The 17,667-nt window shown below is 62.3% G+C and carries 5 protein-coding genes; all 5 read left to right on the top strand.

From position 1 onward, the window contains the following. Positions 1-12 precede the first annotated feature (12 nt). From ACQ4MY_RS03335 to ACQ4MY_RS03315, 5 genes are read left to right on the top strand one after another with little or no spacing between them, the layout of a single operon-like run. Complete coding sequence (locus tag ACQ4MY_RS03335) at positions 13-11,328, top strand: VCBS domain-containing protein (RefSeq protein ID WP_440093716.1); 11,316 nt, start codon at positions 13-15, stop codon at positions 11,326-11,328. A gap of 44 nt (positions 11,329-11,372) precedes the next feature. Then, the gene (locus ACQ4MY_RS03330) at positions 11,373-12,911 is read left to right on the top strand and encodes a TolC family protein (protein ID WP_440093714.1); all 1,539 of its coding nucleotides are present in this window, start codon (positions 11,373-11,375) and stop codon (positions 12,909-12,911) included. Further along, on the top strand, positions 12,892-13,665 hold the full coding sequence (locus ACQ4MY_RS03325; RefSeq protein WP_008077548.1) for an efflux RND transporter periplasmic adaptor subunit: 774 nt from the start codon (positions 12,892-12,894) through the stop codon (positions 13,663-13,665). Before ACQ4MY_RS03330 ends, ACQ4MY_RS03325 begins: the two co-directional genes overlap by 20 nt. Then, positions 13,662-15,011, top strand: a complete 1,350-nt coding sequence (locus ACQ4MY_RS03320) for an efflux RND transporter periplasmic adaptor subunit (protein ID WP_440093712.1) — start codon at positions 13,662-13,664, stop codon at positions 15,009-15,011. The genes ACQ4MY_RS03325 and ACQ4MY_RS03320 overlap by 4 nt, the downstream gene beginning before the upstream one ends. Further along, positions 15,011-17,107 carry an HlyD family efflux transporter periplasmic adaptor subunit gene (locus ACQ4MY_RS03315; protein WP_440093710.1) on the top strand — a complete coding sequence of 699 codons (2,097 nt, stop codon included), beginning with the start codon at positions 15,011-15,013 and terminating at the stop codon, positions 17,105-17,107. The genes ACQ4MY_RS03320 and ACQ4MY_RS03315 overlap by 1 nt, the downstream gene beginning before the upstream one ends. The last annotated feature ends 560 nt before the right edge of the window (positions 17,108-17,667 follow it).

The following is a 17,667-nucleotide window of genomic DNA, read 5'->3' as shown; positions in this document are numbered from 1 at the left end:
CGAGGGCCGATCATGCAAGGTTCACGCGGTGGATTTTCCGGCGCTCATTTGCGCCCGCAGCGTCAGTCACTGGCGCTGGAACCCCGAATTCTGTTCGACGGCGCTGCCGCCTCGGCGACGGTCGACCAGCATCACAGCGATCCCGCCGCTCCGCCGGCCGCTGCCGAGGCTCAGGTGCCGCACGCCACGCCCACCGAAGGCCGCGCCGCCAGCGAGCAAGGACCGTCGGCCGCGCGCAACTTGCTGGTGATCGACAGTCGCATTGAAAACCGTGATCAGTTGCTTGCGCAATTACCCGGCAATGTCACTGCGATTGTGGTGAATGTCGGCGAAGACGGCCTGGCCGCGATCTCCGCCGCATTGGCGCAACTGGGCAAGGTCGATTCGATTCAGATCATGTCCCACGGCGCCGCCGGGCAATTCACCTTGGGCAACCGCACCGTCAGCTCGGACAACATCGATTCGCTGGGCAAAACCCTCGAACAGTGGCGCAGCAACCTGACCCAAGGTGCGGACATTCAGTTGTACGGCTGCGATGTCGGCGCCGGTGCGGCCGGGCAAACCCTGGTCAATGAACTCGCGCGCTGGACCGGCGCCGATGTCGGCGCCTCCAGCAATGACACCGGCAGCAGCAAGGCCGGCGGCGACTGGACGCTGGAAACCAAAGTCGGTGACATCGACAAGAGCATCGCCATCAGCAGCCTCGCGATGACGCATTTCGACGGATTGCTGGCCGACGCCGCGCCAACCGCCACGGTATCCACCGGCGGCAGTGATGTGCTGCTCGGCGACCGGTTCACCTTCACCGTGAATTTCAGCAACACCTCGACGCAGGTGGGTTACGCGCCGTTCATCAACCTGGCAATGCCGGCCACCGGCAAGGATGGCAATGACGGCGTCAATTTCATCTCCGCCACCTACCTGGGGCAAAACCTGATCAGCCATGTGGTGACGTTCGATGCCAACGGCAACGCCACGCACCCTCTGGCCAAAGACGCCAATGGCAATTTCCTGATCATCAACGCTGCTACTTACGGCATGCGCGCCGGCGACAAACTGGTGGTCATCGAACTGCCCTTCGCCAGTGTCACCAATCAGCAACCGGTGATCGGCGTGCAGATCACCGCCAGCCTGAGCAACCTGGCGGACACCGCGTTCTCCAACGGCACCCCCGACCTGACCATTCGTGCCAGCGGCGGCTTTCAGTTCGGCAACGATGCGCTGGACAACCCGACCAATGATCCCAGCCTGATTCAGGCCGGCACCGCCGCTTTCGTCGTACACCCGACGGTGATTACGGTCAGCGAAACCATCAATGCCCCGGAAGGCGAAACCGCTACCGGCCCCAACTACGTGCGCACGCTGACCCTGTCGGCGACGCCGGCACCTGGCCAGACGCTGACCAACGTCGTGATCACCCAACCGCTGCCGGACAACATCCAGGTCAACTCGATCACCCCCGGCGCCGGCGGCCGAGTGACGTCGATTACCCTGCACGACGGCACCGTGGTGACCGGTGCGGCGCAAATCGCCGTGCTGATTGCGGCCAACGACGTCTACATCAATTCGTTCACTGTCACCTACGACAGCCTCACCGGCAAGACCGATACCGTAGTCGCGTTCTACGTGCCGGAAGTCGATGCCAACGGCCAGCCCGTCATCAATCCGGTGACCGGCGATGCCGTGACGGTCACCCTCGGCGCGCCAACCGCTTCCGGCCAGTGGGTGCCGCTGGACCCGCGTGACCTCACTGCGCCAAACACCACCATCGACTTCAGCGGCACCGGCCAAAGCACGCAATTCATCGCCAAATCGATCACGCTGGTGAAAAACGCGACGATGCAGAACGACGTCGGCCACACCGGCATCAGCCCCGGCGACACGCTGCAATACACCCTGAACCTGGCGATTTCCGACTACTTTGCCTTCGGCAAGGATTTCTTCAACGAAGGCCAATTGGTGATTCGCGATCAGCTCAGCGACGGCCAGACGTTGAGCGGCACGCCGACCCTGACCGTGACCATCAACGGTGTGGTGCAGACCATTACGCTGGTCACCAGCGTGGTCAACAATGCCGATGGCACGACCTCAATGGTCTTCGACATCGCGCAATCGCTGCGCAATGCGTTTTCCAATGTTCGCGGCTGGCTCAACGGCGATCTGGCCTTCGACGACACGTTGCAAGGCGCGGTGGTGGCGGTGTTGAGCTACTCGGCCATCGTCGGCCAGACCTACAAGCCACCTTCGGGCAACCCACACCCGGACATCAACGAAGGTGACGAACTGGGCAACACCGCCACGGTTGACGGCACGCTGTTGCAGGATCAATTCAACCTCACCGGCGAAAGCGAAACCGACGGTTCCGCTACCACCAGTGTGATTCCGACCAGCACCGTCGATATCAGCCTGGTCGAGGTCAACAACGGCGCACCACCGGGCAATGGCGAATTACGCCCCGGCGATGAAGTGACCTTCGAGCTGAGCTACGATCTGGTCACCGGCGATTACGAGCAATTCAAACTGACGGCTTACCTGCCGCTGCCGTTGTTCAATGTCACCGGGATTACCTGGGGTTCGGGCGGTGACGTCGGCCAATGGGAATTGGGCGCAGGCAATACCAATGCCGGTGGCGTGGTCAGCGTGACCAGCGCCAATGGCAACTCGGTGGTGTTCGATTTCGGCAGTTTCGCCACCAATACCACCACGGGCAGCCGCATCGTCATTCGCTTCACCGTCAGAGTGGGCGATCAACCGTTTGCCGATCAGCGTTCGCTGGACGTCCTCGCGCAATCGAGCCAACAGACCACCCTCACCGACCGCACGCTGATTTCCTCGGACGTGGTGGCGATTGTTTCGGTCGCCGAGCCGGTGCTGAATATCAAGCACGGCGTGGTCTCCGGCTCCAACGGCACGGTGACCGGCACCACGGGGAGCTGGAATCCGCCGGGCAGCACCGGCAAACCGTTCAATGGCAGCGTCACTGAGCTGTCGGCGGTCGATGGCAACATCAATAACATCGACGGTGCCGACCGTCTGCGTCTGGTCACCGCGATTGAAAACAGCGGTGGCGGTGGCGCGTTTGACGTCAGCACCAGCATCACCCTGCCCTCCGGCCTGAGTTTCGTCGGCGGCAGTCTGGCGGCGGCCAACCTGCAGATTTATCGCGGCGACGGCACCTTGCTGGTGTTGGGCACCGACTACAGCGTCAGCGGCAACCAGATCACCTTCCTCGATGCCGGCGGCCAGGCCAGTCTGTTGGCCGGGCGCAGCGGCACGGCAGCCGATACCAGCGGTGCCAATCTGGTAGTGATCAGCTATGACGTCGTGGTCAGCGCGACCATCGAGGCCAGCCGCAGCCTGCAAACCACGGCAACCCTGAGTAATTACGCCAGCGTCAACAACGGCACCGACTTCACCCCGACCGACCTCACCGACCTGGCCAGCCAGCAGGTCGCCGCCCCGGTGATCAGCAAAGTGTTCGCTGACGGCACGCTGGACGCTGGCGATTCCAGCGCCGCCCATACCAGCGGCAGCGATCTGGTGATCGGCGAAAGCATGCGCTATGACATCGTTATCACCCTGCCCGAAGGCACCACGCAGAATCTGCGCATCGAAGACCTGATTCCACCCGGCATGCGCCTGGACACCAGTTTCAACAACGGACTCGGCTATCAGATCATCACCACGCGTGCCGGCAGTGGCGCGCTCGGCGCCGATTTTGCCGGCAGCGTGCTGGTCGGTGGTTTTACCGGGATTGGCGGCACGTTGGGCGGCGACGGTGTCGACGGGCGCTGGACCTTCAGCGTGTCCAGCGTGTCGGCGGACAACCAGACCGGCAACAACACCTTCGTGATTCGTCTGCAACTGGTGGCCAACAACGTCATTGCCAACCAGGCCAACGTCTCGCTGCAAAACAATGCGCAGTTGATTTTCAGCGACCCGGATGGCGACACGCCAAACGGTGCAGTCGCGGTGGATCGCAACGTTGCCCTGACCGGTGGCCAGCCGACGGTGACCGTGCGCGAGCCGACCCTGCAGGTCAATCAGGTGATCACCTCCACTTCCGGCCTTGGCGGTTATGACCAGGGCGACACGGTGACTTTCAACATCACCATTACTAACGGCAATGGCGCCAGCGATTTTAGTGCGTTCGAAATCAGTTTCCTCGACACCCTGCCCACCCAACTCAGCAACGTGACGCTGGTCGGCGTGCTGTATCAGAACGGGGCGACCAACAACGGCGGGGTTGCCTTCGAAATTGTCGGCGGCCAGTTGCGCACGGCCAGCGGCGCCAATATCGACATTGCCAAGGGCGGCTCGATCGTTTTGCAACTCAGCGGCGTGGTCAACGCCAGTGCTGCGGCGTTATCGAATATCGCCAACGTTGCCAGTGTGCAATGGACCAGCCTCGACGGCCCGGACAGCGGCGAACGCAGCGGCGTCGATGGCGTGCTCAATGGCGGCACCCTCAACGATTACCGCAACCTGTCGACCCTGCTGATTCCGGTGGCCCAGGCGATCGAGATTTCCCGCGTGGGTGGCTTGCCGGACACCGCCGCGCCCTCGCCGACCACCGCGACGGTCGAACAAGTGACCGTCGGCGAAGTGATCCGCTATCGCGTGGTGGTGCTGGTGCCCGAGGGCAACAACCCCAACTATCAAATACAAATTACCCTGGCCAACGGCTTGCAGTTCATTTCGCCGGATGCGCTGGTGAATGCCTTGCGCATTGCCTTCATTTCCAACGGTGGGTTGACCAGCGACGCCAACCTGATCGTCGGCGGCACGCTGAACATTGATGGCAATGAAAACAGTCCCGAGGCGCTGCCGATCACGGCCGATCTGTCGGGCCTCGCACCGCAAGGCATCTTCGACCCGAGCCGGCTGACCATCATCACCAACCCGGATGGCAGCCAGGTGGTGACGTTCAACCTGGGCAACGTGGTCAACGGCAATGGCAACGATGACGACCTCGAAGGCATTTCCATCGAGTTCAACGTCAGGGTTACCAACATCGCCGCCAACATTGCCGGTGCACAACTGGCAGTCACCGCGCAGGAAATCGTCAATGGCGCCGGCCGTGCGGTCAGTGACACGGTGTTTGAGCGCGTGGTCGAGCCGGGTTTCAGCGGCCTCGACAAGCAGATCGTCACCTTCAATCCGAACCCCGGCGGCAGTACCGGCAACGCCACGGTGCAACTGAGTTTTACCCAGAACGGCGGCCTGCCGGCGTTCGATGCCAACGTCAGCGACAGCTTTGCCGGCGGCAGCAATTACGCCCTGCTCAGCGTCAGCATCAATGGCGTGAGTTACGGCCCGGGCAATCTGCCGGCGGGTATCAGTTTCAGCACCAGCGGGGGCCTGAGCGTCAACTTCGACCAACTGGATGTCGGCGCGCAGATTCAGGTGCGCTATTCGGTCGACCTGCCCAATTCCACGGTTGTCGCCAGCAGCAACGCCACACTGACCTGGAGCAGCCTGCCGGAAGATTTCACCAGTTGGGGCGGCAACAGCGTCGGTGTCGATGGCACCACCACCGGCGAACGTACTGGCAGCAGCGTTGGCCCGAACCAATATATCTTGCGTGATAACGCCGGCCTCGGCGTGATCAGCGGCACGTTGTGGAACGACACCGCCAGCCCGACCGCCAGCGCCACCCCGGACGGCGTCGGTCTGGCCGGGCAAACCGTGACCCTGACCTGGGCCGGCGCCGACGGGCGTCTCGATACCACCGCCGACAACCTGCAGTTCACCACCGTCACCGACGCCAACGGTCAGTACCGCTTCGGCGTCTTGCCACTGGGCGTGTTCCGCATTGACGTGCCTGCGGGGCTGGTCAGTTACCCGCAACCGGTGGGTGATCTGCGCGTGCGCGTCGACAGTGATGCCGGCACCCTCGGCCAGATCACAATCACGTTGGGCGATGCCGACACGCAAAGTGCCAACGCCGGTTATGTCGAACAGAACGACGCGCCGGTCAACACCCTCCCCGGCAGCCAAAACGGCCAGGAAGACGTGGTACTGAACATCGGCGGCATCAGCGTCGCCGACGTCGATGCCGACCGTGACCCGAACGCCAACGACCGCGCCATCAGCGTTATTCTCACGGTCACTCACGGCACGCTATTCCTTGGCGCGACAGTGCCCGGTGTCACGGTCAGCGGGGCCAATACCGTGAGCATGACCCTGACCGGCAACGTTGCCGATATCAACACCGCGCTGGCCAGCCTGCGTTATCTGGGCAATGCCAACTTCAATGGCACCGACACCCTGACCGTGCTCAGCAACGATCGCGGCAACTACGGCGATGCCGATGGCGACGGCATTCCCGGCACGGCCGCCGATGCGTTGACGGACACCGACACCCTGCAAATCGTCCTCGCCGCCGTCAACGACAACCCGGTCGGCGTCAACGACAGCGCCACGGCCCTGGAGGCCGGCGGTACCAACAACGCCTCCGCCGGTATCGACCCGCGCGGCAATGTGCTGAGCAATGACACTGACGTCGACATCGCCACCAACGCCGATCAGTTGCACGTGGTCTCGGTCGGCCCGGGTGCCGGCATTCAGACGCCGGTGCTCGGCGTGACCGTAATCAATGGTCTGTACGGCCAATTGGTGATTGGCAGCAACGGCTCCTATCAATACGTCGTCGATAACAACAACGCCGCCGTGCAGGCGCTGCGCGTGTCGGGCCAGACCTTGCAGGACAACTTCAATTACATCCTCGCTGACCTTGCCGGTGAAACCTCGACCGCCACATTGAGCGTGACCATTCAGGGCGCCAACGACACGCCGCAAGGCGTCGATGACGACGGTGTGGCCATCGAGGCCGGCGGTGTCAACAACGGCACACCGGGCAGTGACGCCAGGGGCAACGTGTTGAGCAATGATCTGGACGTCGACAGCGCGGCCAACGGCGAAACCCGCACCGTAATCGGCATTCGCCCGGTGGCCGAGGCCGGTTCCGGCAATTTCACCGCAGTCAGCGGCGCCACGGCGATTGCCGGGCTCTACGGCACCTTGACCATCAATCCCGACGGCACTTACAGCTACGTGGTCAACAACAGCAACGCCACGGTTCAGCGTCTGAGTGCCGGGCAACAACTGGTCGAGTTTTTCAGCTATCGGCTGACCGATGCCGGCGGGCTGGATGATGTCGCGCAGTTGCGCATCGTCATTCAAGGTGCCAACGACAACCCGGTGGCCAGCGATGACGCCGCCTCGGCGCAGGCCGCATCCACCAACGGCAGCGCCTCGGAAAGCAATCCCAGCGGCAACGTCATCCAATTCCCCAGCAGGCCCGGGCCGATCACCCAGCCCGGTGGCAACGGCGTCGATCAAGACGTCGATGCCAACGACCAACCGAGCAGCCAGTTGCTGGTCAATGGCGTGATCAACAAAAGCGAAGCCAGTTACAACCCGGCGGTCGATGTGCTGAGCGGCGTGGCCACCGGCACCACCTCAGCCAACGGCACTGTCGTGACCGGGCTCTACGGCACCTTGCGCATCGGCGCCGATGGCTCGTTTTTCTACGACGTCGACAGCACCAATGCGGCGGTTCAGGCCCTGGCACCGGGGCAGACTCTGACCGAGTTTTTCACCTATCGCGTCACCGACACCACCGACCTGACCGACACCGCGCAACTGGTTATCACCGTGCACGGCGTCAACGACCCACCCGTGGCGCAAAACGTGATTGCCGTTGCCACCGAAGCCGGCGGCCTCAACAACCTCACACCGGGCGTCAACCCGTCAGGTGATGTCACGGCCAATGACACCGACCCCGATGGCGATCCATTGACGGTGACGCTGATCAAGTCCGGCGCCAGCGGCGATCCGGGCACGCCCATCGCCGTGAATCTCGGCGGCACGGTGATAGCCGGACTGTACGGCACGCTGACGATTTTCCCCGATGGCAGCTACGTCTACGAAGTCGACAACAGCAACCCCGACGTGCAGGCCCTGCGCCGCAGCGTTGACCTGCTTTCGGAGCGCTTCACCTACACCGTCAGCGATGGCGTCGGAGCGAACCCGCAAATCGATACCGCTGAAATCATCGTGTTGATTCGCGGGCAGAACGACAATCCGCTGGCCACTGACGATTCCGGCGTGGCCATCGAAGCCGGCGGTTTGAACAACAGCCAGCCAGGTCAGGACCCAACGGGCAACGTGCTGGATAACGACAGCGACGTCGACGGCGGTGAAGTCCCCGGTGATCTGCCCAATTACGACTATGGCGAAACCCGCGCGGTGTCCTCGGTGCGCACCGGCTCAGAGGCTGGCACCGGCACGGCAGGCACACTGGGCACGGAGTTGCGCGGTACTTACGGCTGGCTGACGCTCAATGCCGACGGCAGCTATAGCTATCGCCTCGACAACAGTCTGGCGGCCGTTCAAGCCTTGCGCGCCGGCAACACCCTGCTCGATGCCTTCAGTTATGAAGTGATAGATGCCACCGGCGCCACTGACCGGGCCACGCTGAACATCAGCATCCAGGGACGCAACGACACGCCTGTCGCGCAGAACGACAGCAACACCGCTGTCGAGGCCGGCGGTGCAAACAACGCCACACCGGGCATCAATCCGAGCGGCAATGTGCTGAGCAACGACACGGATGTCGATGGCAACGGCGAAGTGCTCAGCGTGATCGGCGTCAATCAGGGTTCCTCGGTCGGCTTGATCGGCAGCGGCTTCAATGGCACCTACGGGCGCTTGACCCTGAATGCCGACGGCAGCTACAGCTATCTGCTGGATAACCTCAATCCGCAGGTCCAGGCCCTGCGCAGCAATGCCGACACCCTGACGGAAACCTTCACTTACCAGATCCGCGACCTCGCTGGCGCCACCAGCAGCGCAACGCTGACCATCACCATTCGCGGGGCCAACGACAACCCGATCGCCAGCGACGACACGGCGGTGGCGGTTGAAGCCGGCGGCACGTTCAACGGCACGCCCGGGGTCAATCCGAGCGGTAACGTGCTGACCAATGACAACGATGTCGATGCCAACGACGCCAAACTCGTCACCGGTATACGCACCGGCAGCGAAGCGGCCGGTGGCACCTTTACCACCGTCGCTGGCGCGCAAACCTTCAACGGTTTGTACGGCACGCTGACCCTTAACACCGATGGCACCTACAGTTACGTGGTCAACAACAACCTTGCGGCCGTGCAGGCATTGAAAGTCGGCGATTCGCTGGTGGAAACCTTCACCTATCGCCTGCGCGATATCGCCGGGGCCACTGACATCGCGCAGTTGAGCATCCGCATTGACGGTGCCTGGGATTCACCAGTGGCGGTCAACGATACGTCGGTGGCCGTGGCGGATAACGGCAACGGCAATGGCGTCAACCCAAGCGGTAACGTGTTGCCCAATGACACCGATGTCGATCAGGGCGACAGCAAGACCGTTACCGGCATCCGTTTCGGCACCGAAGCGGCCGGCGGCGCGTTGGCGGGGGTCACGACAGGCACCGACAACAGCAACGGCACGCTGATTAGCGGCCTGTATGGCCAACTGATTATCGGCGCCGACGGCAGCTACACCTACAACCTCGATTCGAGCAACCCGGCAGTGCTGGCCCTGGGTCCGCTGCAATTTCTCAACGAGCGCTTCACCTACCAGGTCAGCGACCGTGGCGGGCAGACGGATCTTGCGGAAATTCACATCATCATTCGCGGGCGTAATTCAGCTCCGGTGGCCAATGCCGACACCTCGACAGCCATCGAGGCTGGCGGCAGCAACAACACTCAACCCGGCCTCAACCCCGGCGGCAACGTGCTGGACAACGACACCGATGCCGAGAGTGATCCGCTATCGGTGATTGGCATTCACACCGGCACCGTCAACGATATCGGCACGGTGGGCAGCGTCGGCACGTCATTGCGCGGTCTGTATGGGGATCTGCTGATCAACGCCGACGGCAGTTACACCTACACCGTCGACAATAACCTGCCCGCCGTTCAAGCCTTGCGCCAGAGCGGCCAGACCCTCATTGAAGTGTTCAGCTACACCATTGTCGACCGCTGGGGTGACACCAGCACCGCCGAACTGCGCATCACCGTCGATGGCCGCAACGACACGCCCATTGCCGTCGATGACCGCGCCACGGCGGTCGAAGCCGGCGGCATCAATAACGGCACGCCGGGCAGCAATGCCAGTGGCAACGTGCTGGACAACGACACGGATGTCGACAGCGTCGCCAATGGCGAAAGCAAACACGTGCAAAGCGTTACCAATCAGGCCGGCCAGTCGACGGGCGCCGGGCAAGTGTTGATCGGCCTCTATGGGCAACTGACGCTGAACGACGATGGCAGCTATACCTACGTCATCGACAACAACAATCCCGTGGTGCAGGCCCTGCGCACGGCGGGCGAGACCCTCAGCGAAACCTTCACCTATCGCATGACCGACACGGCCGGCGCGACGTCGGACGCACGCCTGACCGTGGTGATTCAGGGCGCCAACGACGCGCCGGTGGCGCAAAACGACAGCGGCTTTGCCAGCGACCAGGCCCCTGCCCCGCAAACCGTCGGCAACGTGCTGCCCAACGATGGCGATGTCGATGGCAACGACAGTCTGGTGGTGGTCGGTGTGCGCACTGGCGCCGAGGCGGGTTCAGGGACGGCCGGCGTGATTGGCCAGCCGATCATTGGTTTGTACGGGACACTGGTGCTGAACGCCGACGGCAGCTACACCTACACCATCGACCAGAACAACCCCGCCGTGTTGGCCGCCGCCGGTCTCGGGCAGATCCTGCGCGACGTGTTCACCTACACCATCAACGACCGTGCCGGTGCCAGTGATCAGGCCGAACTGACGATCACCCTCGATATCGCCACGCCGTTCATCCCGGCGCCGGGTGGCAACAACTTCGAGCGTGACCCGAACACCCTGAACCGCAATTTCCTGATCCCTGATCCACAGCCGGCGGTGTTCGTCACGCCGGTGGTCGAGCGTGCGGCAGAAATATCCGAGCTGTCGGCCTGGGGCGTCGATGGCAGCAACCTGCGTCTGGCAGCGGTCGGTGAATTCACCAGTGAGTCAGTGGGCAATGGTCTGGGGCTGGTGCCGGGGCAATTCGTTCAGCAAGCGGTGCGCACCAGTCGCCTGGAAAGCGAACTGGATCTGCTGTGGATTCAGGGGCGCCAGGGCCGGACCGGGTTGAGTGCCGATGGACTGTTGAGCGATCCGTCGTTGTTCACCTTGAACCCGGCCGATCTGACGCACAGTCCGGCACACGTTGAAAAACAACAGGAAAAACCACGGGCCAAGGGCTTCAGCGCGCAATTGCGCGATGCAGCACAGCGGCGCACGCAGCGGTAAAGCAGTCGACCCGAAGAAAATTCCAAGAATACAAAGGAATGAACATGCGTATACATGCGACCCGGCTTCTCAGTACCGCCATCGCTTCTGCACTGTTGCTCAGTGCTTGCTCGTCAACGGAGCCCAAACCCTCCACCGATGAAGAAAACCGCCAGCGCATCATCGCTGACCAGTCCCGCATGTATTCCGGCCAGGAGCCGGTCACCGCGCCGATTACCTTTTACGAGGCGGCGGCGCGGGCGCTGAAATACAACCTCGATTACCGCCTCAAACTCATGGAAAGCGCGCTGGCCTCGGACCTGCGCGACGTTTCCAGCCATGAAATGCTCCCGCGTCTGGTCGCCTCTGCCGGGTACGCCGGCCGTGACAACGATTCCGGCGGCACCTCGATCGGCATCGAAGACCGCCAGGTCAGCCTGCGGCCATCGACCTCGGAAGAGCGCTATCGCGAAGTTTATGGTTTGGGCTTGAGTTGGAGCCTGCTGGATTTCGGTGTCGCGTACTACCGCACGCAACAGAAATCCGATCAGATCCTGATGGCTGAGGAACGTCGGCGCAAAGTCGCGCAGAACGTCCTGCAAGACGTGCGCAACGCTTACTGGCGGGCACTCGGCGCGCAGCGGTTGATGCCCGAAGTCGACAAACTGCTGATGCGCACCCACACCGCGCTGACCTCGGCTCGCGAAGCGGAGACCCGTGGCCTGCTGCCGCGTCAGGAAATCCTCGCCTATCAGCGTGCGCTGCTCGATTCGATTTATCTGCTGACCGTACGCCGCCAGGATCTGGAATTTGCCCAGGCCGAATTGTCGGCGCTGATGTCGCTGCCGCCGGGCTCGAAAATGGTCCTCGCCGACATGCCCGATCCACCGCTGCCAGAGGTCCGTCAAAGCATGGCGCGGCTGGAACAATTGTCGTTGGAGAACCGTCCGGAAATCATGGAAGAGTGGTATCGCAAACGCGTTAACCAAAAGGATCTGGAGATCGCCAAGGCGCAGTTGTGGCCGAACGTCAGCGTCGATTTCGGCTACAAGTACGACTCCAACAAATACCTCTACAACAACGACTGGATGAGCACCGGTCTGCAAGTGTCGATGAACCTCATTCGCCTGCTGCAACTGCCGTCGCTGAACGCCGCGGAAAAGTCCCAGAGCGAAACCGACGACACCCGTCGCGTGGCGCTGTCGATGGCGATTCTCACGCAAGTACGGGTCGGCACCCTGCGCTATCAACTGGCGCGTCAAGAGGTGGAGTTTGCCGAAGACAGCCTGCGCGTCGACCGCAGCCTGCTCAACTACGCACAAGCGGCGAAAACCGGCGCGTTGGGCTCGGAACTCGAAGTGATTCGCTCCGAGGGCCGTTACCTGCTCTCGCGTTATCAACGTGAAGCGGCATTCTCCAGTGCTCAGGCCGCGTGGGGGCGGATGTACAACTCGGTGGGCCTGGACGTGCTACCCAAGGAAATTTCGCAACACGACATCAAGACCCTGGCCCGGGAAATCCAGCGGACCTTGAACGAACAAGAACAACAACGCCTGCTCGCCGCCACTTCGCAAGGAACGCCGAATGCGCAAAATCGCCCGTGAGTCCCGTTTCGGGGCGCTGCTGTTGGCCAGTCTGATCCTCCCCGTCCATGCTGAAGAAACCTCTTCGGCGCCCGCGCTGGAAAGTGCCAGCGCCATTCGCGTATTGCTCGCTGCCGAACTGGAAACCACCCTCTCCAGCCAAATGGCCGGCACCCTCGGGGAATTGAAAGCCGGGTTCGGCGAACAGGTCGCCAAGTCTGAACTGCTCGCCCGCTTCAACTGCAATGAAGCCGAAGCGCGCTCGAAAGTCGCCGCCGCCGAACTGGCCATGGCCAAACAGAACCTGCAAGCGAAACAGCAGTTGCGCCAGCTCAACGCGGTCGGCGATATCGAAGTGTCGATGGCCAACACCGAAGTGCAAAAAGCTGACGGTGCAAGGGCCATGGGCGCGGCGCAAAGCAGTTATTGCCAGGTACTTGCGCCGTTTTCCGGGCGCGTGGCCAAGGTTTACGTCAAGCCTTATCAAACCGTCACCGCGGGCACGCCGCTGTTTGATCTGGTCAGCGACGGTGCGCTGAAAGTCCGCCTGAACGTGCCGTCCAATCTGCTGAAAAACCTCAAGCCCGGCCTGCCGCTGCAAGTCAGCATCCATGAAACCGGCAAGACCTACCCGGCCCATGTCAGCGGCATCAATTCACGCGTCGATGCCGTGGCGCAAACGGTTGAACTGGAAGCCCGGCTCGATAACAAATACCCCGACCTGATGGCCGGCATGAGCGGCACGGCGCAGTTCGATCAAGATGCACGCCCATGACGATGAACGAGCCGCTGCTGCCCCACCCTCACCTGTTGCTGGAGCTCGATGCGCTGCGCGACAAGGCCATGGCCGCCGACTCGCTGAACAGTCTGGCCTTCAGCATGGCCAACGACTTGTACCCGTTGCTGCAGTTTCATCAGGCGCTGGTGTTTGCCCAGCGCGAATCTGCATTGGAACTGCTGAACGTCTCAGGTCTGTCGCGGCCCAGTGAGGACTCGCCGTATCTGGTGTGGCTACGCCGGGCCAGTCGCTGGGTCGCGGCGCAAGTGCCTGACGCCGAGCCGGTGTGGATCACCCAGGAAACCGCCGCACCGCCAGCCGACATTGCCGAAGGCTGGAACGAATGGTGGCCGTCGGGGCTGTGGTGCGTGCCGGTGCACGATCGTGACAATCAACGGCTGGGCCTGTTGATCCTGTTGCTTGAGCAAGAACCGCCGGCCGTGTTGTGGCAACCGCTCAAGGGCTTGGTCGCCACGTGGGCGTATTGCTGGGCGGCGCTGACCCGGCGCAAGCGTTTCAGTCGCTGGCGGCCCAATCGCAAACAACTGTTGCTGGGGCTGATCGTGATCGGCGCGTTGCTGCTGTTGCCGGTGCGGCAAACGGCATTGGCGCCGACGGAAATCGTTTCGCGGCAGGCACAGATCATCAGCTCGCCGATTGATGGCGTGATCGAAAAGATCCAGGTCAGGCCGAATCAACCAGTGGATGCCGGCACGCCGCTGTTTTCGCTCGACGAAACCACTTTGCGCAGCCGTGCCGAAGTGCTTGGCAAGGAAGTCGCCGTCGCCGATGCCGAGTTGCAGGCAGCCAGTCAGCGCGCCTTCGATAACCCGCAAAGCAAAAGCGAGTTGACCTTGCTGGCCGGTCGCGCGCAGCAGCGCCGGGCCGAACTGGCAGCCGTGCAGGCGCAATTGAAACGTACGCAAGTGCTGTCGCCGAAGGCCGGCGTTGCGGTGTTCAGCGATCCCAACGATTGGCTGGGCAAGCCGGTGGTCACGGGCGAGCGCATCATGCAGGTGGCTGATCCGACTCAGCCGGCCATGCTCATTCAACTGGCGGTGGCCGATGCCATCGCACTGGAACCGGGCGCCGAGGTCACGCTGTTTCTGACCGCGTACCCGCTGACGCCGCTCAAGGGGCAGATTCTCGAAACCAGTTATCAGGCGCGGCCCAGCGATGAAGGTGTGGTCGCCTACCGCTTGCTCGCCAGCATTGACGGCGCTCCGGAGCACGCACGCCTCGGCCTGCACGGCACGGCGAAGCTTTACGGCGGTCGGGTGATGCTCGGTTATTACCTGCTACGCCGACCGCTGGCGACGCTGCGTGCCTGGAGTGGTTGGTAATGCTTGATCCGGCCGATCTGCCGGTGCCGCCCCTGCGCGAAGATTTGCGCTTGAGTGAAGCGGCCCACGGCAATAACGGCGAACCGGCGTGGGTGATTCAGGACACGGTGATCAACCGTTTCTACCGCATCGGCTGGCTGGAGTTCGAGTGCCTGCTGCGCTGGGGTCAATCACCCCGCGCGATCAGCGAGCAGATCGCCGAAGGCACGGCACTCAAACCGGATGTCGAGCAGGTGCTCGATTTTCGTCAGTTCCTTGAGCAGCACCAATTACTGCGCGCCGGGCCTGCCGCGCTTGAGCGTCTGAAGTGCAAAAGCGCAGAAGGCAGTTGGCTGACCTGGCGCTGGTGGCTGCACCATTACCTGTTTTTCCGCATCCCGCTGCTGCGCCCGCAAAAGCCATTGCAGGTGCTCGCTCGGGCGCTGGGCTGGCTGTTTCATCCGCTGACGGGGATGGTCGTGCTGAGCCTGAGCCTGCTCGGGATTATTCTGGTGTTGCAACAGTGGGACGTGTTCACCAGTGCCGTGGTCGAGTCGTTTTCCACCGAAGGCCTGTTCAGTTTTGCCTTGGCGCTGATCGTCGCGAAAACCCTGCATGAACTCGGGCATGCCTTGGTCGCCACGCGATTGGGCTTGCGGGTCGGGCACATGGGTATCGCGTTTGTGGTGATGTGGCCGATGCTCTACACCGACACCGGAGAGAGCTGGAAACTCAGCCGCTCGCGGCAACGGCTGGCAATCGCCTCGGCAGGCATCGTCACCGAGCTGTCGCTGGCCGGGTTGTCGACGCTGGGCTGGGCATTGTGCGACCCGGGCGCGCTGCGTAATGCGCTGCTGTATCTGGCGACCACCAGTTGGTTGCTGTCACTGGCGTTGAATGCCAGTCCGTTCATGCGGTTTGACGGTTACTTCATTCTTTCCGACCTGCTGGATTTTCCCAACCTGCACGAGCGTGCCTCGGCCCTGGCGCGCGTCACCCTGCGGCGCAATCTGCTGGGGCTGCAGGAGGATTGGCCGGAAACGTTCCCGAGCGGTCAGCGGCGCTTGCTGGTGACCTTCGCGATCATCACTTGGGTGTACCGACTCGTGCTGTTTCTGGGGATTGCGCTGGCGGTTTACCTGTTCTTCTTCAAGGTTCTGGGGATTTTCCTGTTCATGGTCGAACTGTCGTGGTTTATCGCAATGCCGGTGATGCGCGAACTGGGTCACTGGTGGAAGAATCGGGCGGCGATTGCGAGTCGGCGCAAAATCATGTTTTACGCGGTGCTGTTGGCGATTCTGCTGGGCCTGGCGATGCCGTGGCGTACGCAGATCGATGCGGTCGGTGTCGCCCGCGCCGAACACCAGTTGCGTGTGTATGCGCCCTACCCGGCGCGCCTGCAATCGATTCACCCGGACGGCCCGGTCAAGGCCGGGGAAACGCTGATCACCCTGGACGAACCGGACATCGCCTCGCGCCTGCAAACCAGCGAAGCCAGCGCCCGCAGTTATGAAGCACGACTGTCCGGGCTGATTGCCGACCCCGGCGGCCTGGCCGAAGACGCCGTAACTCGTCAGCGCCTCAACGTGCAGTTCGAAGAGGCCCGCGCCGCCCGCTCGGAAATCGCCCGGCTCAACCTGCAGACGCCGTTTGCCGGGATCTGGCTGGATGTGAATCCGGACTGGAAACCGGGGCAATGGGTGGGTCGCCAGGAATCCTTGGGCGTGCTGATCGATCCGCGCAGTTGGCAGGTCGACGCTTACGTGGCGCAGGATCAGGTGCATCGTATGGCGATCGGTGATCATGTGCGTTTTTACCCGGACGGCCAAACCGCGCCGCTGCCCGGCCGTGTTGTACAAATCGGCAGCACCCGCGCCAGCCAGTTGTCGCACCGCATGTTGTCGTCCCGCTTTGGCGGGCCGGTGCCGACGACCAATGCCGAACATTCGCTGATTCCAAGCAGTGCGTTGTTTCAGGTATTGATTCAACTGGATGAGCCATTGGCGAGCCTGCGCGAAACCCGTGGTCATCTGAAGATCGAAGGCGAACGCCGCAGCCTGCTCGCGGACGGCGCTACGCACGTCCTGGCCGTGCTGATGCGCGAAAGCGGCTTCTGACAAATACACACAAAACCCAGTCCCAATGGAGAACCTGTGGTGAGGGGATTTATCCCCGATCGGCTTCGCAGCAGTCGCAAATCCGCCAGATACGGTTTCACTGATGATCCGGGCCAAAAAGTTCTGGGGCTGCCATGCAGCCCAATCGGGGATAAATCCCCTCACCACAGGGGTTGCGGAAACTTTGGGTTAGCCAACAACCACGAAGATGATGATCGGGCCGCAGCCCGCCTAGGGACGGCGCAACGCAGGACAGTAACTGCCGAATGCCCCAGAGCGCCGTGCCAATACAAAACCTGTGGCGAGGGGATTTATCCCCGATCGACTGCGCAGCAGTCGCAAATCCACCAGATACGGTTTCACTGATGATCCGGGCCAAAAAGTTCGGGGCTGCCATACAGCCCATCGGGGATAAATCCCCTCACCACAGAGGCTTTGGTTTAGCCGGCAAACACGAAGATGATGATCGGGCCGCAGCCTGCTTAGGGACGGCGCAACGCAGGACAGTAACTGCCGAATGCCCCAGAGCGCCGTGCCAATACAAAACCTGTGGCGAGGGG

This window comes from Pseudomonas sp. SM4 (assembly GCF_051913165.1).
Lineage (GTDB): Bacteria > Pseudomonadota > Gammaproteobacteria > Pseudomonadales > Pseudomonadaceae > Aquipseudomonas.
Note: the sequence above shows the minus strand (reverse complement) of the source record. Positions and strands in the feature narration are given on the sequence as shown.